This is a genomic window from Paraburkholderia sp. EG286A (assembly GCF_040965375.1).
Taxonomy (GTDB): domain Bacteria; phylum Pseudomonadota; class Gammaproteobacteria; order Burkholderiales; family Burkholderiaceae; genus Paraburkholderia.
Window position 1 is genome coordinate 756227 of sequence record NZ_JBFRCB010000003.1, and the last position, 18593, is coordinate 774819.

An 18593-nucleotide genomic window follows, 5' to 3' on the forward strand; every position below is an offset into this window, starting at 1 on the left:
CAAATCCGTGAGCATGGAAACAAGCCCGCCGGATACAGTGCCCTGCATGGGATGGCGCTAAACGCTGCGGCATCAAAGCGCCCAATCCCATCGACAGGAGAACAACGATGACGACGCGCACACCTACGATCACCCAGTTCCGGCGCACCTCGCGCCGCACGCTGTTTGCGCTCGCCGCGCTCGCGGCGCTGAACCTCGCCGCCGCGCCCGCGGTGTTCGCGCAGGCGGCGCCGCCCGATGCCGCGACCGCCCCCGCCGCCACGGGCGGCGATCCGCCGAGCCGCGTCGCGCGTCTGGACTACATGGCCGGCGCCGTGACCACCGAGCCGGCCGGCGCCAGCGACTGGTCGTACGCGCAGCTCAACCGCCCGCTCACGACCGGCGACCAGCTCTGGAACGACGCCAATGGGCGCTCGGAACTGCACATCGGCTCGACGGCGGTGCGCCTCGGCGCGCAAACTAGCCTCGACGTCCTCAATCTCGACGATCAAACCGCGCAGCTCAAGATCGCGCAGGGCACGCTCTCGACGCGTGTGCGCGACGTGCCGCCCGGCAGCTCGTATGAAATCGACACGCCGAATCTCGCGCTCGGCGTGACGAGCCCCGGCGACTATCGCGTGGATGTGGCGCCCGACGGCAGCAGCACGACCGTCACCGTGCGCAGCGGGAGCGTGACCGTGTACGGCGAAAACGGTCAGACGCCGATGTCGGCCGGCCAGCAGATCCGCTTCGCCGGCACCGACCTGCAGCAGGTGGCGAGCGACCAGACGCCGCCGCCGGACGCCTTCGACCAGTGGGGGCTCGCGCGCGACGCCGCCGAGGACCGCTCGGTCTCGGCGCGCTACGTCTCGCGCGACGTCCCGGGCTACCAGGACCTCGACAACAACGGCACGTGGCGCAACGATCCGCAGTACGGCGAAGTCTGGACGCCGAACTCGGTGCCCACGGGCTGGGCGCCGTATCACGACGGCCACTGGGTCTGGCAGGCGCCGTGGGGCTGGACCTGGGTCGATGACGCGCCCTGGGGCTTCGCGCCGTACCACTACGGGCGCTGGGCTTACGTCGACGATTCGTGGGCGTGGGTGCCGGGGCCGATCGTCGAGAGCGCGCCGCCCGTCTATGCGCCGGCGCTGGTCGCGTTCGTGGGCGGCGGCGACGGCGGCACGGACTGGGGCGTCAACCTCGCGGTAGGCGGCGTCGCGGCCGCGGGCGTCGCGTGGTTCGCGCTCGGGCCGGGCGAGCCGTGGCATCCGCACTGGGGCGGCTGGAGCCCGCACTACTACGAGCGTGTGAACCAGACCGTCGTCGTCAACAACTACCGGCGCGACGTCAACATCACGAATATCAACGTTCACAACACCTACGTGAACTATCGCGCGCCGGGTGCGGTGACGGCGGTGCCGGCCACGGCGTTCGTCCACGGTCAGCCGGTCTCGCGGTTCGCGCAGCGTGTCGATCCGCGGCAATGGCGCAATGCGCGTATCGACCCGGGCACGCCCGGCATCGCGCCTGTGAAGGGCAGCTTCGGGCCCAATATGCGCCGCGCCGATTACCGGCCGCCCGCGACGCTCAATCAGCGCCAGGTCGTGGCCACCCGCGCGCCGGTCGCACCACCCGCGTTCCGCGACAACCTCGCGCAGCGCTTCGCCCACGCCGGCGGCACGGTGCCGGGTGCGGGCGCGCCCGTGGTGCGCGTCTCGGCGCCGTCGCATGCGCCCTCCTCGCCGTTCGCTCCGGCGGCTCACGGCGCGTGGCCCGCGCAGAACGTGCGCGTCGTGCCGCCGCATTCACCGGTGCTCGGTGCGACGGGCAGGCCGGCGGCCCCGCAGGCGCAAGCCGGCCGTCCAGGTATGCCCGGCGGTGCGCCCCAACCGGGCGCCACGGCCGCCAACGCCATGCCGCGCGGCGCCGAGCATGGCCAGCCGGGTGTGCCGCCCGCCGCCGCGCAGGAACATGGCGTGCCGCGTCCGCCACAGTTTGCGGGCCGGCCCGAAGGCGGTGCGCCCGCAGCCGGCCAGCCCGGTCCGGGCGCGATGAACGCGGCGAATGTGGCGAATGCGGCGCACGGTGAAGCGCATCAGCCTGCCTGGACGCAGCCGCACGCGCCGATGGCCACGCGTGGCCAGCCTGGCGCCAACGAGGCGGGCCGGCCGCCCGCCGCCGCGATGCAGGCGCAGCGTGACGCGGCGCATGGCCAGCCGCCGCAGCCGCAAGCGCAGCAACGGATGCCCGAGCCGGCCGCGGCGCAGCACGGCCCGCAGATGCCGCCGCAAGCCGAAGCGCGGCCGGCGCAGCAGCCCGCGGCGCGTCCCGAGTTCCATCCGCAGGCGCAAGCTCAGCCGCAACCGCAGCCGCAGCCGCAACAGCGTGCCGAGGTCCGTCCGCAGCCCCAGCCGCAACCGCAGCCGCAGCAACGCGCCGAGGTCCGTCCGCAGCCGCAACCGCAGCCGCAGCAGCAACGCGCCGAGGTCCGTCCGCAGCCGCAGCCCCAGCCGCGTCCGGAATTCCACCCGCAGCCGCAACCGCAGCCGCAGCCGCGCGCGGAAGCCCGTCCGCAGCCGCAACCGCAGCCGCGCCCGGAATTCCATCCGCAGCCCCACCCGCAGCAGCACGCGGAGGCCCGCCCGCAGCCGCAGCCTCAACCGCGTCCGCAGCCGCAGCCCGCGCCTCATCCGCAAGAGCGCGCAAGCGGGGGCAATCGCGACGACCACCACCACGGCTGATCGCCGCGCCGCCAACGAAAAAGCCCGCGAACGTCGCCGTTCGCGGGCTTTTTTCATGGCGCGGTCATACCGGCCACTAACGTAGAGGCAGGCGCCTCACACCGCCATCGGCGCGGTCAGCGGCTCGTGATGCCGGTAATCGACGAGCGAGAAGTCCGACGGCTCGACCTTTTCGAGCCACTCTGGCTCGTAGACGCCCGTCTTCGCGTACTCGGGCACGCGCTCGGAGATGGCCAGACGCGGGCTCGCGTAGGGCTCCCGGCGCAGCTGCTCGTTGAGCATATCGAGCTGGTTCTCGTAGATATGCGCGTCGCCGATGAAGTACGTGAACCAGCGCGGCGTATAACCCGTCAGCCGGCCCACGAGGTGTAGCAGCACCGCGCCTTCGGTCAGGTTGAACGGCGTGCCGAGGCCCACATCGTTGCTGCGGATATAGAGGCACAGCGAGATTTCGCGCTTCGTCGGGTTCGGCAGGAACTGGTACAGCAGGTGGCAAGCCGGCAGCGCGATCTCTTCGAGCACGGCCGGATTCCAGCCATGAAACAAAATTCGCCGGTCGGCCGGGTTGTTCATGATCGTATCGAGACACTGGCGCAACTGGTCCACCGCCTTGTAGAGCAGCACCTTGGCGCGGCCATCCTCGGTAAATTCTGCCACGCGCGCGTAGCCGCGCGATTGCGCGTCGGCGAGCTGTGCGGCGGCGTCGGCATCGAGCACTTTGTAAGCTGGCCAGCGCCGCCATTGCACGCCGTACACGTCGCCCAGGTCGTCCGTGCCCTGGCGGTACGGGTTGGCGAGCCACTGGGCGTTCTCGTTCGCGTTGGCGTCCCAGACCTTGCAGCCCAGCGCCCGGAAGTCGGCTGCGCTGCGCGAGGCGCGCAAAAATCCGATCAGCTCGCCCACGGCCGACTTGAACGCCAGCTTCTTCGTCGTCACCGCGGGAAAGCCCTCCTGCAGGTCGAAGCGCAGCATGGCGCCCGGCTGGCTGATCGTGCGGATGCCGGTGCGGTTTTCCTGCCAGGTGCCGGTGTCGAGAATCGAGCGGACGAGCTCGAGATACTGTTTCATGCGCGGTTCCCTCGTCGGGCACGTGGCGCCCGGTTCGGATTCAGGATGGAAAAGGAGGATTTTACCCGGCGCGCGCGTCGCGGGTCGGCGGCGCCGAAAGCGCGAGCCTGTCAAACCATGGGGACAAGGGCGGAACGCCCACAGGACGGGCTACGACGAGCCCAAGGAAAGGCGCGCGGCGCAACAAGGCGCGGCGAGATGAAACGCCATGGCAATGGCCCGGCAAAAGCGACGGCGCGCGGTCTATGCGCGGAGCACGAAAGCGCCGGTCGCCTCAATCGACATCAGTCACCTACAAACAGCCCCACTGCGCCTCAACCGCCCGAAGCCAGGCCGCCCGGATGCGGCGCGAGCGGCTCGCTTTCCATATGGCGCATGCCATGCGCGCACAAGAGCCGGTACAGGGTGACGCGCGAGATGCCGAGCTCCTGTGCAGCGTCGCCAAGGCGGCCGCGGTGGCGCAGCAACGCGAGTTCGATGGCCTGGCGCTCGGCGGCTTCGCGCGCCTGGGCGAGCGAGACCGGCACCACCTCGACGTAGTCGCCGAGTTCGAGATCGCGCGCCGTGATCGCACGGCCCTCCGACATCACGATGGCGCGCCGCACGCGATTGATCAGCTCGCGCACGTTGCCGGGCCAGCTGTAGTTGTGCAGGGCTGCGATAGCATCCGGCGAAAAGCCACGCAGGCGCCGGCTGCCGTCCTTCTTGAAGCGCTCGAGCATGTGCCGCGCGAGCAGCTCGATGTCCTTGCCGCGCGCGCGCAGCGGCGGCTCGTCGATCTGCAGCACGCACAGACGGTGATACAAATCCTGGCGGAAGCGCCCTTCCACCATCGCCGCGCGCATGTCGACGTGGGTGGCCGAGATGATGCGCACGTCCACGGGAATCGACTGATGACCGCCCAGGCGCTCGATCTTGCCTTCCTGCAGGAAGCGCAGCAGGCTCGCCTGGCTTTCCATCGGCAGGTCGCCGATTTCGTCGAGGAAGAGCGTGCCGCCGTTGGCCGATTCGACCCGGCCGACCTTGCGCTGGCTCGCGCCCGTGAACGCGCCGCGCTCATAGCCGAACAGCTCGGACTGCAGCAGGTGCGGGGGAATGGCGCCGCAGTTGATCGGCACGAACGGCGCGCTGCGGCGCGCCGAGCGCTCGTGGATCGCCACAGCCGTGAGTTCCTTGCCCGTGCCCGACTCGCCCGAGATGAACACCGGCGCATCGGTCAGCGCGACCTTGCGGATCGAGCGGAACAGCGCCAGCATCGCCTCGCACGAGCCGACCATTTCGCCCTCGGTGCCGCCCGTGGTGTCGTTCGAGGCGACTTCGCCAAGCGAAACCATGCCATACGCATGGCCGACGGAATCGACGATCCGGTCGCCGTTCCATGGGACCGTTACGTAATCGAAACAGTAATCGCGCACCAGCCGGCGCAGCGTGGCGTCCTGCAGCTGCCCCGTCGTCGTCGCCGCGACCCAGCCGACGTTGGGCAGCGTGAGGCACGGCTCGAACGAGCCGATTTCATGCAGATGGAATTCGCTTGAAAGATCGAGCAGCCCGCCCGCAGGCATACCCGCGCGGAGGGCGCGCCGCGCGTCCCGTGCGTTGCCGACGATCTCCACCTGCCAGCCACGCTCGTGGAACCGCTCGTTCAACGCTTCGACCGGTTTTCGCGTCACGTACACCAATTGCCGCGTTGCAGGTTCCATTATTCAGATCCTCTTGCCAACACCATCGTTTGGGAATGACGGCACGCACCTGAATGTACAGACACGCAGCAAAAAGCGACTTTCGCGTACCTGAAAAAAAACAGTGAACGCGCATGCTTTTGCTGACAGTGAATCCCCGAGTTGTGGCGTGTGTGTCAACTTGCCCAGTTGCGGGCGTTTTCTTTTAGGCATTACGGCTTTTTCTGAAGCTTACTATAGCCTCGTGGCACTTGGATAGAATTTATGCGGCAGGAATGGATAAGGGACCGATGGAAATGTTTCCACCACTTTCCCGGCATTTTGTCAGTGCAGAAATAATTACGGATGTTTCCTTTCTCTCAATAGTTAAGCGCCTCACGCGCAAACGTTCTCCTTTGAAACCCATATCGCATTCCAAACGGGTTTAAACGGCCTCACGTTTCAGCGCTGAAACATTTTGGCGAATATCCGCCATTCAAATTTTGCAGAGAATAGTGCGGTTCGAAGCGTATCAATGGATTGCGGGCGATGGCACACGTTTCGCTAAATGTCTCGCACCAGGAGATACGCCATGCGACTCAACATCCAGCAGGTCCGGCGCAGTGTCATCGGCTACAGCAGTGCATGCGCCGCCATGCTCGTTCCCGCCGCCCTCCTCGTCCTCTCGCCCGGTGCTCGCGCACAGGCAGTGGACGATGCGCCTGGCGCGCCAGGCGCCGTTGCCAGCGTCGCCAGCGCCGCCCCGGATGTCGTTCCTGCAACACCTGCGGCACTCGTTCCCGCCACGCTCGCAGTGAGCGCGCCGGCCGGCGACGCTACTTCGACCGCCGCGGACCCAGCCAGCACGACGTCCGCCAGCCCCGCGACCGCCAGCGCCCCGGCCGACCCCGTCACCTCTGGCAACGACGGCGTCTTCGCGGGCATCGGCTCTCTCGACGACCAGACGCTTTCGCGCCAGCGCGGCGGCGCCGTCGGCATGGTGATGGTGGCGGCCACCCCGCAACTGATGCGCGGCAACAACAACGTGACGCTTTGGGACGAAATCGCGCCGCCCGCACCGCTGCCGATCCCTGTCGACGCCACCCAGAACGCGCAGGGCAACCTCGCGAGCTACACGAGAAAGTAACGATGAGATAGCACCCGCGCCGCTTGCGGCGCGGTGTCCTGGTTCGCTGCGAACACGCGCAGCCAGGACGAAATGACCGGACCAGGCGCCAATGCGCCGACTCCGGCCAGGAGGAGACCAGCATGAGAGCACGCAATTCGACGAGCGGCGCCAGCCGCCGCTCGGCCCAGTTCGCCGCCGCCCTGTGCGGCTTACTGGCCGCGAGCGTCACGGCGGGCGTGGCCGCCCAGCAGGTCACGAACCCCGGCGACGTCATCGTCGAACGAGACATCACGCCGCGCAGCGCCTTCGACAACGTGCCGAAGAGTCAGGACCCGGTGCTCGTGCGCGCCACGACCTTCCCCAAGAACAGCTTCGATCCGGCAATGGCGACGCTCGTCACCGACACGGATCTCACCAACGCGCACGGCTCGAGCGGCGTCAACGCGAACGGCGCATTGAGCGCGCAAACCGCCGGCGTCCAGGCGCTCACGCGCATTCTCACGGGCAGCGCGACGGGCTCGAACGTGGCGGCTGGCGCCGGCGCGACCGGCGGCGTCGGCGCCGGCCTCGGCGGCACGATTTCCTCGACGATCACAGGCGCGCTCGCCCCGCTCACGGGCGCCATGGGAGGCATGAAATGAGCCGTTCGATCCAGACGTCACGCACGTTGCGCACGACGCTTCTCTGCTCGCTCGCCTGCGCCGCCGTGCTCGCCTTCGCGAGCGCCGCGCAGGCCCAGGTGAGCGTCGGCGCGACGGCGAGCATTGCCCCGGGCGCCGCCACGTCGACGACCGGCGCGCTCACGGTGAACGAAACCGCGGGCGTCGACAACGCGCAGGCCAACCAGCTGACGATCACGACCGGCAACGTGTCGATCAACGTGAACGGCGACGAGCAGCTCGCCAGCGTCACGGCGCAGCTCAAGGGCGCGAGCGCGACGATAGGTGCAGGAGCTTTTGCAAACACGAACGGCGCAATGATGGTGAATCAGTCGGCGGGCGTGGGCAATGTCCAGCGCAACACTGCTCTCATCAGCAGTGGTGCGATTGGTGTAGTGGCGGTCTCGGACGGGGAACTGTCCGCGGCGGCTGCTCAAAACGGCGGTCATGGGCAAACGGCCCAGGCAGGGGGTATTCGTGAGGTACGCATCGACAATGCGGCATTCAGGAATGCGACGGGCCTCGTGCAGGTGAACCAGACAGCCGGCGCCGGTAACGCTACGGCAAACAGTTTTGTGCTCCGTCCCCCGGCGGGCACTCTTTTTTAACTGACCACTCAGTATCGGAGCGAAATCATGAAGCGCACCCTCATAGCAGCGGCAGTTCTTGCGTCGGCGGTAGGTTCCGCTCACGCAGCTAGTTCGGCGTATCTCTTCAACGCCACAGGCGTCACCGAATACGTCGGCATCAACGGCTTTGTCACGCTGTTCGGCTGCGTCTCGGTTTCGAGCACCGCCGGCGCCGTCATCAACAACAACCAGACCACCGGTGGCGGCACGCTTCTGCCGCAAGCGCAAAGCTACGAAAGCGGCAAGATCACCACGGCAGTGAACAACACCACGTGGAGCGTGACGGGCACGGGCAGCAATTCCTTCTCGAAGTCCTCGAGCTCGAGCGAGTCGAGCAGTTCGTCTTCGTCGAGCAGTTCGTCGCATTCGCATCAAGTCAATGCGTCGAACTCGAAGAGCTCGTCGAGCAACTCGAGCTTCAGCAAGACCTTCAACGCAAGCGCGAGCGCCGACTATCACGTCGCGACCGACAATGGCAGCACACATGACCACACGACTGCCAGCACCTATAGCGACACCGGCAGCGCGGCCCTTGGCACGAGCTACAACAGCGTAGGCAACAACACGTCGACGAAGTCGCAGAGCGGCAATGGCAGCCTCCAGGCCAACGCATCGTGGTCGCACACCGGCAACCACAAGAACGGCTCAGCCGGCATCAACCTCAGCGGCTCGGAAAGCACGTCGCACACGACGACCAACGCCCACAACAACAGCGACACGACGAACGTCGGCGCGGCCTGGTCCGTGAACAACAACAAGAATACGAGCAACAGCTCGATGACCGCCAATACGGCTCATGCCGACGGCACGGCCAGCGCCGCGCTTTCGACGAGCGTGAACGGCACGAGCGAAAAGTCGAAGAACTCGTCGAGCACGTACGCTTCCATGTACAGCTCGTCGAGCTCCAGCTCGGATTCGCATAGCCACTCGTCGTCGCGCAGCTCGAGCTCGAGCAAGAGCTGGGGCTACAACGTGAGCGACTCGCTCAACACCGTCGACGAGCACACCACCGGCTCCGTCACGCAGCATATCAACACACAACAGGCGGGCACGCTCGACGCCAACACCGGCAGCGGCGCAGCAACCGGCGTGACGGGCAACCTCGGCGTGAACATCGCGGAAGGCATCAACAACGCGCAAAGCAACGATGTCGCGCTCGCTTCTGTCGACATGGGCAACGTGTTCGGCAACGCGCAGATCTTCAACAATCAGGCGTCCAGCGGTAGCGCCCACGTGAAGAACTTCAACCTGAACGCGTCGGTCGGCGACGGCTCGCTCGCCAACGTATCGGGCAACGTCGGCGTGAACGTCGCATCGGGCATCGGCAACGCGCAGAACAACAGCCTCGCCGGCTCGGTGACGACGGCAACCCCGGGTGCCTACTCGACGGTTGCGATGGTCGCGACGGATAACAACTCGCAGAACGCCAACATGTCGGCAGTCGGCCAGTTCCAGGGTACGGCCAGCCTCGGCGCCAATACGCTCACCGGCGCGCAAGGCAACATCGGCGTGAACATTGCCGGCGGCATCGGCAACCTGCAGCACAACGGCATGGCAATCGCCGCGATGAACAACGGCCACTAGGCACGGCTGGCAGCACTGCAGGAACTGGGCTCGCCCCAGGCAGAAAACGCAGCAAGCAACGCGCGCCGGCTGTCCCACCGCAGCCGGCGCGCATACCAGAAGGTAGGAGACCACCATGTCCGGGCCCGTATCGACCCCGGCATCAAGGATGTTTGTCGTCGCGCTGACGCTCTCGGCCAGCGCAGCCCTTGTGCCTGTGCATGCGCAGCAGTCGACGCTCGACGCGACCCACCTCATCGGCGTGCCGGTGAAGCTGCCGCTGCACTCGATGCGGGACCTGCGCTATCGCAGCATCGTCAGCCAGCAGTATGACTACAGCTGCGGCGCCGCCGCGCTCGCCACACTGCTCAAGTATGGCTACGGCATCGACATCCCCGAACCTGAGCTGATCCGCCAGATGATGGTGTTCTCCACGCCCGAGGTGGTCGTCAAGAACGGCTTCTCCATGCTCGACATGAAGAAGTTCGTCGAGACGATCGGCTTGCGCGGCCGCGGTTTTCGCGTCAATACCGACGCGCTCTACCACCTGCAGATTCCCGTGCTGGTGCTCATGAACATCGATGGCTATGAGCACTTCGTGATCGTCAAGCACGCCGAGAACGGCCGCATCTTCATTGCGGACCCCGCGCTCGGCAACCGTATCGTCGCCGAAGACGACTTCGCCAAAACATGGAACGGACTCGTCTTCGCGGTGCTCGGCAAACCGTTCCTGGAGGACTCTCCGCTGTTGCAGAACAACGAGTCGCTCGCGCTCAAGCTGCGTGAACAAGCCTTGCTCAATGGCACTGCGGCGACTCCCTTCTTCGAATACGGCCTCGATAAGGCCGTCATGTTCTGAAGTCCGAAGAATCATGAAACGCAACCTCTCACAGTGTGGCATCGCGGCAGCCGTCTCCGCGCTCGCCTGCGCTTTTTCGAGCGGTGCGCTAGCGGCTGAAGGCATCGGCTTGCCGCAACCGATGCCGGCGTTTCTCTCGAACGCCGACGCGCAGGCGCAAGGCATCCGCTGCGAAGCCGTCGGCGACGACGTGCTCGCGCATCAGACCGGCAAATATGCCGGCAGCGACATGATTTCCGGGTTCGTTCTGAACCTGCTTTCTCAATGGCAATTGCCAAACGGCGCGACCGCAGTCGCGCAAGGCGCGCTCGCGGTCGCCCAGAACGCGGCCAACCAGGTGAGCGCGCAGGTGAAGACCTATGCAACCGTGATCGACCCGACGCAGGGCGGGACCACGGGCGCAAACAGCGGCGCCAACCCGAACGCGACGGCCACCGGCGGCCAGAACGTTTCGGTCAACGGCGTCTCGCAGATCACCCAGGTGGCCGGCAACGGCAATACGGGCGCCAATGCCGCAACCATCTCCTATGACAACAACGCGCCGCAGCTCGCCAGTCTGCCAGGCGCCGCCAACCAGTCGAGCGCGTCGGCATCGAACGCGACCGGCAGCATAAGAGCGGGCATCTCGTTCGGCAGTAACGGCGTCAACGTGACGCTGCAGACGCCGGCGGGCATCGCCACGCAGAACATCGTGCCAGGCAACATGCAGCAGGCCGGCGCGATCGCCCAGCTACTCCAGGTCGCAGGCAACAACCAGCAGGTCGCCAACCAGCTGCAACTGAGTCTGCAGACGCAGCAGATGACGTCGCAAATGATCCGGCAGACCGGCGTATTACAGGCGCTGCGAAATCTCCACTAACCGAGGGCTCGGAACGAGACGTACCAGCAAAGGAGACCACCACGCGGGCAAGGACCCGCGCGAGAAGCAGCACCTTGAATGAGGAGCATCGACGTGCGCGGGCGTGGAACCAGGGGGTTCCGCCGGGCGCCCGCATTCGATCCCGGGGGAAGAACAATGAAGATGATGTCCAGGGCGGCCGCGCCACACGTGTCGCTGGCCGCCATTCCAGCAGCCGTTTTACTATTCGCGCTCTCGCAGTCCGCCCACGCGCAGGCGCTACAAAGCCAGTCGATCGAAGACCGCCTGAATACGCTCATGCGCGTCGTCGACGAGCAGCAGAGGCAAATCCAGTCACTCGAGCGCCAGGTGACGAACCTCGAAATGGCGCAACGCGGTCGCGGCATGCCGGGCGCAGGTGCGCCCGACGCCGCGTCGGACGCGACGGTCGCGGAACAACCGGGCGCAGACGGTCTGCCTGTGCCCCTGCCGCCGCTCGCCCAGGCGCTGCCGGGCGCGACGGCGCCGGGTGCGCTCACCGGCACGGCCACGGGCGTGCCCGTGAACCCGCCCTCGCCCGACGCGGGCGCGACCAATGGCGCGACCGGCAGCTCGGCCGCGAGCGGGCCGCAGCAGGGCGCACCGGTTGGCGTGAACCCGAACAACCCGACCGTGGGCGAGACGCAAAAGAGCGCCGAGCCGTCGCGCACGCAAGCCGAAGAAGCGGTCGTGCAGCGCGAGCACGCGCCGCTCTTCGACCACAAGCTGACGTTGGACTGGGGCATCAGCGACAGTTACTACGATCGCCGCCAGCTGCAGCTTTCGGGCTTTCTCGCCCTCGACGCGATCTTCCTCGGCAACATCAATCTGGGGCAGACCAAGTCGCACACGATCACCGCCGACCTCGACACGCGCTACGGCCTCACCGACCGCATGAGCATCGATGTGGACGTGCCTTACGTCTACCGGCACAGCACCTTCATCGTCGGTGGCGCGGGCGGCTCGGCCAGCACGCTCACGGATGCGTCGGTCAATTCGAACTCGATCGGCGACGTGAACTTCGGGATCTACTACCAGTTCCTGAAGGAAACCAACAACATTCCCGACGTGGTCGGCAGCCTGCGCGTGAAGACGGACACCGGCACCTCGCCGTTCGGCATCAAGGTTCAGCAGATCACGCCCGACAACACCAATCTCGTCGCCCCCAGCAAGCTGCCCACGGGCACGGGCTTCTGGAACGTCACGGCCGGCATCTCGGTGCTGAAGACCTACGACCCGGTGGTGCTGTTCGGCAGCTTCTCGTACACGTACAACATCTCGCGCTCGTTCGCCGACATCTCCTCGGTGATCGGGCAGACCGAGCCTGCCGAAGTGAAGCTCGGCGACATCATCCAGTTCGGCGGCGGCGTCGCGCTCGCCTTCTCGGACAAGGACTCGGCAAGCATTTCGTACACCATGGCCATCGAGCCGCAGTCGAAGACCAAGTCGCCGGGCGGCACCTGGACCGGCGTGCCGGGCAGCGAGACGACGGCCTCGGTGCTCAACTTCGGCCTGAATCACGTGGTCAACAAGCACCTGACGATCAACGGCGCGGTGTCCGTCGGGCTCACGCCCGATGCACCGAACTTCGTCGTCGGCGTGCGTTTCCCTTACACCTTCTGATGACATGAGGCCGATCGTGCGCGAATCCTCACATCTGGGCGCCACTGTGACACCGCTCGCCGGAGCCGGGCAGCGTCTCGCCGTGGGCGGACCGCCGCTTGCCGGCGATGTCCCCGACGCCGGCCGCGCGCGCGATGCGAAGCCCGAGGCGAGTCTCGAGCGCACCTTGCTGTATGTCGCGCGCACGCCCGACCCGCTGCTGTGCGCCTACCTCAAGAGCCGCGGCTGGGAAATCGCGACCGCGCGCACGGTGCACGAGGCCTCGCGCCTCGTGAAGCCGGAGGCGGCCTATGCCGGCATCGTCGATCTCACGGGTTTCGCGCCGCGCGAGTTCGCGGGCCTCGAGACGATCCTGCGGCTGCAGCAGGTGGGATGGATCGCGCTCACCGATGATTCGCGCCTCACCGACGCCGAAGTGCGGCGCCTGATCCGCCACTACTGCTTCGACTACGTGCACGTGCCGGTCGCGCACGCGACGCTCGACTACCTCGTGGGCCACGCGTTCGGCATGGTGTCGCTGTGCGATCTCGACACGCCGGCCGCCGCCGCGAGCCAGGACGAAGACGAAATGGTCGGCACCTGCGAAGCGATGCAGCAGCTCTTTCGCACGATCCGCAAGGTGGCCAACACCGACGCCACGGTGTTCATCTCGGGCGAATCGGGCACCGGCAAGGAACTCACGGCGCTCGCGATCCACGAGCGCTCCGCGCGGCGCAAGGCGACCTTCGTGCCGATCAACTGCGGCGCGATCCCGCATCATCTTCTGCAATCCGAACTGTTCGGCTACGAGCGCGGCGCGTTCACGGGCGCGAACCAGCGCAAGATCGGGCGCGTCGAATCGGCCAACGGCGGCACGCTCTTTCTCGACGAGATCGGCGACCTGCCGCTGGAAAGCCAGGCAAGCCTGCTGCGCTTTTTGCAGGAAGGCAAGATCGAACGCCTGGGCGGCCACGAGCAGATTCCCGTGGACGTGCGCATCATCTCGGCCACGCACGTCGATCTCGAGGCGGCCATGCGCGACGGACGCTTTCGCGCCGACCTCTTTCACCGCCTGTGCGTGCTGCGCGTGGACGAGCCGCCGCTGCGCGCGCGCGGCAAGGACATCGAGATTCTCGCGCACCACGTGCTGCACAAGTTCAAGCAGGACAGCGCGCGCCGCATCCGCGGCTTCACGCCTGACGCCATCGAGGCCCTCTACAACTACAACTGGCCTGGCAACGTGCGCGAACTCATCAACCGCGTGCGCCGCGCGATCGTGATGGCCGAAAGCAAGCTGATCTCGGCGGAGGATCTCGATCTCGCGCACTTCACCGCGCAGCAGACGGTCTCGCTCGCGCAGGCGCGCGAGGCCGCGGAGCGGCGCGCGATCGAGGCGGCGCTGCTGCGGCACCGGCACCGGCTCACGGAAGCCGCGGCGGACCTCGGCATCTCGCGCGTGACGCTTTACCGGCTGATGGGCACGCACGGCCTGCGCGACGAAAAAACGTTCTTCGGCGGCGAAGCGGAGAACCAGGCGGAATTGCCGCCCGACGGGCAGGACTGAAACAGCCGATCGCGTGGAGGAAGCGCGCCGGGGCGTCCGGCGCGCTCAGGTAGAATCGCTGCGAACAGCTTACAACCTCGCACCTCTACCCTTTCGATGACGACGCTCACCCTCATCGTCGCGCGCGCCCGCAACGGCGTGATCGGCCGCGACAACGCGCTGCCCTGGCGGCTCCCCGAAGACCTCGCGTTCTTCAAGCGCACCACCATGGGCGCGCCCATCATCATGGGCCGCAAAACCCACGAATCGATCGGCCGCGCCTTGCCGGGCCGCCGCAACATCGTCGTGACGCGCGACGCGGGCAAGCGCTTTCCCGGCTGCGACACCGCCACGAGCCTCGACGAGGCGCTCGCCCTCGCGGCCCAGGACCAGGCGCCCACGGCGTTCCTGATCGGCGGCGCGCAACTCTACGGCGAAGGACTCGGGCTCGCGCATGAACTCGTGGTGACGGAAATCTCCGCGGACTTCGAGGGCGACGCCACCTTTCCCGCGCCCGACCCCGACGTCTGGCAGGAAACGTCGCGCGAGACGCTGCATGCGAATGCGCCGAACGACTTCGATTTCGCGTTCGTGCGATACGTGCGGCGGGATTGATCGACGGGGCGCGCAGCGCGGCACCCAAAAGCAAAACGGCACGCCTGGGCGTGCCGTTTTTCATCGAGCCAGCGCAGAAGGCGTTAAACGGCGCTTACTGCCCCGCCACCGTCATCCGCTCGATCAGCACCGAACCGGTCTGACGCGTGCCGCGCGCGAGCGTATCCGCGCCCACGGCGACGATATGGTGGAACATCTCCTGCAGCGTGGACGCCACCGTAATTTCCTCCACCGGGTACTGGATCTTGCCGTTCTCCACCCAGAAGCCCGACGCGCCGCGCGAATAGTCGCCCGTCACGAAATTCACGCCCTGCCCCATCAGTTCGGTCAGCAGCAGGCCCGTGCCGAGCTTTCTCAGCATCTCCTCGAAGTCGTCCTCGGGCTGCGTGAGCGAGCTCTGGAACTGCAGGTTGTGCGAGCCGCCGGCGTTGCCGGTGGTCTGCATGCCGAGCTTGCGCGCCGAATACGACGACAGGAAATAGCCCTGCACGATGCCGTCCTTCACGACTTCGCGGCGCTGCGTGCGCACGCCCTCTTCGTCGAACGGCGCGCTGCCGGCCGCGCGCGGCACATGCGGGTCCTCGACGATCTGGATGTGCGGCGCGAACACCGGCTTGCCGAGGCTGTCGACGAGGAACGACGTCTTGCGATACAGCGCGCCGCCGCTCACGGCCTGCACGAACGCGCCGAGCAGGCCCGCCGCGAGCGGCGCCTCGAACAGCACCGGCACCTTGCGCGTGTCGAGGCTGCGCGCGTTCAGGCGCGAAAGCGCACGTTCGGCCGCATAGCGCCCGACGGCTTCGGGCGAGGCCAGCTCGGCCGCGCTGCGCCGCGAGGTGTACCAGTCGTCGCGCTGCATGTTGCGGCCGACGCCGGCGATAGGCGCACACGAAACGTAGTGGCGCGAGTACGGATAGCCGTGTATGAAGCCGCCCGAGGTGGCGAGCACGAACTGCGAGTGCTGTGCCGACACGCTCGCGCCTTCGGAGTTCTTCACGCGCGGGTCGACGGCGAACGCCGCGTCTTCGGCGCGGCGCGCGATTTCCACGGCCTCGTCGGCGGAGAGATTCCACGGGTGATAGAGGTCGAGGTCGCGCGGCGCGGTTTCGAGCAGATCGCGCTCGGCGAGGCCCGCGCAGTCGTCGTCGGCGGTGAAGCGCGCGATGTTGTACGCGGCCGCCACCGTGTCCTTGAGCGCCTGCGGCGAGAAGTCAGAGGTGCTCGCGTTGCCGCGCTTGTTGCCGATATAGACGGTCACGCCGACCATCTTGTCGCGGTTGTGCTCGATCGTCTCGACCTCGCCGCGCCGCACCGAAACGGACAAGCCGTCGCCTTCGGAGATCTCGGTCGCGGCGTCGCTCGCGCCGAGCGCGCTGGCGTGCCGCAGGATGTCTGAGGCGATCTCCTTCAGCTCGTCCTGGGTGTGCGGGAAAAAGCGTTGCCGGGCTTCGATGTCTGCTGCCATTGTCGTTACGGTCCGGTATTGGGCCGGTGCGGCCCGCTGGTGTCGTGTTTCGCTGGTGTCGGTTCAGGTGCTTCGGAACGCGCTGCGTTCGCAAAGCGCATCCCGCGATCATAGCAAGGTATGTGAACACGCATCACAGGCGCTTTCGCCGCCTGGTCCCTCGCACCAACTGCCGCGCCAACGCCCGCCCCGGCATCGGGCCGCCGGCGCCGCCTTCCAGCCCGAGCCGCACGCGCGCGCACGCTACAATACGCCCCATGAAACGCAAAACCCGCATTCAACCGATGAACGACGCTGTCGCCGAGCAGGACGACAACGGCTACGATCGCCCGAGCAAATCGCAGCTCAAGCGCGACATGGAAGCGCTCCAGGAACTCGGCCAGGCCCTCGTGGAACTGCCCAAGGACGCGCTCAAGCGCATGCCGATGACCGAAGACCTCGCGGACGCCGTCCACGAGTGCCGCCGCATCACCGATCACGAAGGCCGTCGCCGCCAGCTCCAGTACGTGGGCCGCATGATGCGCGGGCTCACGGAGGCCGAAGTCGCCGCGCTGCGCACGAAGCTCGACGAGCACCGCGGCGTGAACAAGGCCGCCACGGCGCGCCTGCACTGGATCGAGCGCACGCGCGACAAGCTGCTCGCGGACGACGCCGCGCTCACCGAATTCATCCGCCACCACCCCGCCGCCGACCCGCAGGAAGGCCGCACGCTGATCCGCAACGCGCGCCGCGAGCAGGAGCAAAGCAAGCCGCCCAAGTCGTTCCGCGAGCTGTTCCAGTGGATCAAGGACGCGAGCGCCCAGGGCGCCGACGAGGGCGAAGACCACGAAGACGAGCGTGCCGACGAGGACCGCGAAGATGACGAAGCCTGAGCGCAGCCATCCTGACGAACTCGTGATCGGCCTCGTGTCGGTCAGCGACCGCGCGACGAGCGGCGTCTACGAGGACAAGGGCATTCCGTCGCTGATGGAGTGGCTCGGCAACGCGCTGAAAACGCCGTGGCGCGCCGAAACGCGCCTGATCCACGACGACGCGGCGACGATCTCCGCGACGCTCACGGCGCTCGTGGACGGCCTCGGCTGCGATCTCGTGCTGACGACGGGCGGTACCGGCCCCGCGCGCCGAGACGTGACGCCCGAGGCGACGCTCGCGGTGGCGACGAAGGAAATGCCGGGCTTTGGCGAGCAGATGCGCCAGATCAGCCTGAATTTCGTGCCGACGGCCATTCTGTCGCGCCAGGTTGCCGTGATCCGCGAGAACGACGACCACGCGGCGCTCATCATCAACCTGCCGGGGCAGCCGAAGTCGATCAAGGAAACGCTGGAAGGCTTGCGCGACGATCAGGGCGCCGTGAAGGTGCCCGGTATTTTTGCTGCGGTGCCGTATTGCATCGACCTGATCGGCGGCCCGTATATCGAAACCGATCCGAACGTCGTGGCGGCGTTCCGGCCCAAGAACGCGCAGCGGGCGTCGCGCGCTTGACACTCGAACTTCAACGATCACGCAGCAGCGGCAGAACCGCTGTTGCGTGTCTCAACGGCGCTCAGAGCGCCGGACCGGCCTCGCCCGCGGCCATGTCGGGCACGATGCCCGGCGCCGCAACGAGGAAGTGCTCGCGGTAGTACTTGAGTTCGTCGATCGACTCGTGGATGTCGGCGAGCGCCGTGTGCATCGCGCGCTTCTGGAAACCCTTGTAGATGGTCGGCTGCCAGCGGCGGCACAGCTCCTTGAGCGTGCTCACGTCGAGGTTGCGGTAGTGGAAGAAGCGCTCGAGCGTGGGCATCCAGCGCGCCATGAAGCGGCGGTCCTGACAGATCGAGTTGCCGCACATCGGCGACTTGCCCGGCGGCACGTATTGCGAAAGAAACGCCATGATCTGCTCGGTCGCGGTTTCCTCCGTGACGGTCGAGGCGCGCACGCGCTCGGTGAGGCCCGAGCGGCCGTGCGTGTTGCGGTTCCATTCGTCCATGCGGTCGAGCACCGTCTCCGGCTGATGGATGGCCAGCACGGGGCCTTCCACGAGCTTGTCGAGCGTCGAATTCGTCACCACCACGGCGATCTCGATGATGCGGTCGTTGTCGGGATCGAGGCCCGTCATTTCCATATCGAGCCAGATCAGGTTCATGTCGGTGCGCTCGATGAGCGGCGCGCCGGCAGCGGTAATGTCAGTCATGAAAGGCAACCCGGAGAGCGTTGGTGGCGC

General features: G+C 66.9%; 16 protein-coding genes. 12 read left to right on the plus strand and 4 right to left on the minus strand.

The genetic code is table 11. The features are described 5' to 3' along the window. Positions 1-107: 107 nt before the first annotated feature. Positions 108-2723 carry a DUF6600 domain-containing protein gene (locus AB4Y35_RS16200; protein ID WP_368705066.1) on the plus strand — a complete coding sequence of 872 codons (2616 nt, stop codon included), beginning with the start codon at positions 108-110 and terminating at the stop codon, positions 2721-2723. 96 nt (positions 2724-2819) lie between these two features. Here the strand turns inward: AB4Y35_RS16200 and AB4Y35_RS16205 are convergent, their stop codons facing one another. Together AB4Y35_RS16205 and AB4Y35_RS16210 are read right to left on the minus strand one after the other, a co-directional pair. After that, positions 2820-3791 carry a thymidylate synthase gene (locus tag AB4Y35_RS16205; RefSeq protein ID WP_368705067.1) on the minus strand — a complete coding sequence of 324 codons (972 nt, stop codon included), beginning with the start codon at positions 3789-3791 and terminating at the stop codon, positions 2820-2822. Positions 3792-4105: 314 nt separating this feature from the next. Then, the gene (locus AB4Y35_RS16210; RefSeq protein WP_342921819.1) at positions 4106-5491 is read right to left on the minus strand and encodes a sigma 54-interacting transcriptional regulator; all 1386 of its coding nucleotides are present in this window, start codon (positions 5489-5491) and stop codon (positions 4106-4108) included. 550 nt (positions 5492-6041) lie between these two features. Between AB4Y35_RS16210 and AB4Y35_RS16215 the strand changes: the two genes are divergently transcribed. The 9 genes from AB4Y35_RS16215 to AB4Y35_RS16255 all read left to right on the plus strand — a co-directional run bounded on the left by AB4Y35_RS16215 (position 6042) and on the right by AB4Y35_RS16255 (position 14925). Next, a complete protein-coding gene (locus AB4Y35_RS16215; protein WP_368705068.1) occupies positions 6042-6596 on the plus strand; it encodes a hypothetical protein in 555 nt (184 codons plus the stop codon). A gap of 122 nt (positions 6597-6718) precedes the next feature. Beyond that, on the plus strand, positions 6719-7219 hold the full coding sequence (locus AB4Y35_RS16220; protein WP_368705069.1) for a hypothetical protein: 501 nt from the start codon (positions 6719-6721) through the stop codon (positions 7217-7219). Next, positions 7216-7845, plus strand: a complete 630-nt coding sequence (locus AB4Y35_RS16225) for a hypothetical protein (RefSeq protein WP_368705070.1) — start codon at positions 7216-7218, stop codon at positions 7843-7845. Before AB4Y35_RS16220 ends, AB4Y35_RS16225 begins: the two co-directional genes overlap by 4 nt. Before the next feature lie 27 nt (positions 7846-7872). Next, a complete protein-coding gene (locus AB4Y35_RS16230; protein ID WP_368705071.1) occupies positions 7873-9450 on the plus strand; it encodes a cell wall anchor protein in 1578 nt (525 codons plus the stop codon). 148 nt (positions 9451-9598) lie between these two features. Continuing rightward, positions 9599-10288 carry a C39 family peptidase gene (locus tag AB4Y35_RS16235; RefSeq protein WP_342921955.1) on the plus strand — a complete coding sequence of 230 codons (690 nt, stop codon included), beginning with the start codon at positions 9599-9601 and terminating at the stop codon, positions 10286-10288. 13 nt (positions 10289-10301) lie between these two features. Continuing rightward, positions 10302-11147, plus strand: coding sequence for a peptidase C39 (locus AB4Y35_RS16240; RefSeq protein WP_368705072.1), 846 nt, complete (start codon positions 10302-10304; stop codon positions 11145-11147). Positions 11148-11303: 156 nt separating this feature from the next. After that, positions 11304-12788 (plus strand): hypothetical protein, encoded by a 1485-nt coding sequence (locus tag AB4Y35_RS16245; RefSeq protein WP_368686648.1) that lies wholly within the window; start codon positions 11304-11306, stop codon positions 12786-12788. A 16-nt stretch (positions 12789-12804) separates the two neighbouring features. Further along, complete coding sequence (locus AB4Y35_RS16250) at positions 12805-14331, plus strand: sigma 54-interacting transcriptional regulator (protein WP_368705073.1); 1527 nt, start codon at positions 12805-12807, stop codon at positions 14329-14331. 96 nt (positions 14332-14427) lie between these two features. Further along, positions 14428-14925: a dihydrofolate reductase gene (locus tag AB4Y35_RS16255; protein WP_028206731.1), complete on the plus strand. Its 498-nt coding sequence runs from the start codon at positions 14428-14430 to the stop codon at positions 14923-14925. Between the two features lie 94 nt (positions 14926-15019). Here AB4Y35_RS16255 and pmbA read toward each other — a convergent pair whose 3' ends face one another. Beyond that, positions 15020-16390 carry a metalloprotease PmbA gene (pmbA, locus tag AB4Y35_RS16260; RefSeq protein ID WP_368705074.1) on the minus strand — a complete coding sequence of 457 codons (1371 nt, stop codon included), beginning with the start codon at positions 16388-16390 and terminating at the stop codon, positions 15020-15022. A gap of 257 nt (positions 16391-16647) precedes the next feature. Here pmbA and yjgA point away from each other — a divergent pair, with 257 nt between their 5' ends. Both yjgA and mog read left to right on the plus strand, forming a co-directional pair. Further along, on the plus strand, positions 16648-17262 hold the full coding sequence (gene yjgA, locus AB4Y35_RS16265; protein WP_368705075.1) for a ribosome biogenesis factor YjgA: 615 nt from the start codon (positions 16648-16650) through the stop codon (positions 17260-17262). Further along, positions 17249-17872 (plus strand): molybdopterin adenylyltransferase, encoded by a 624-nt coding sequence (gene mog / locus AB4Y35_RS16270; RefSeq protein WP_368705076.1) that lies wholly within the window; start codon positions 17249-17251, stop codon positions 17870-17872. Before yjgA ends, mog begins: the two co-directional genes overlap by 14 nt. Positions 17873-17933: 61 nt before the next feature. Here the strand turns inward: mog and orn are convergent, their stop codons facing one another. Next, the gene (gene orn / locus AB4Y35_RS16275) at positions 17934-18563 is read right to left on the minus strand and encodes an oligoribonuclease (protein ID WP_368705077.1); all 630 of its coding nucleotides are present in this window, start codon (positions 18561-18563) and stop codon (positions 17934-17936) included. Positions 18564-18593 lie beyond the last annotated feature (30 nt).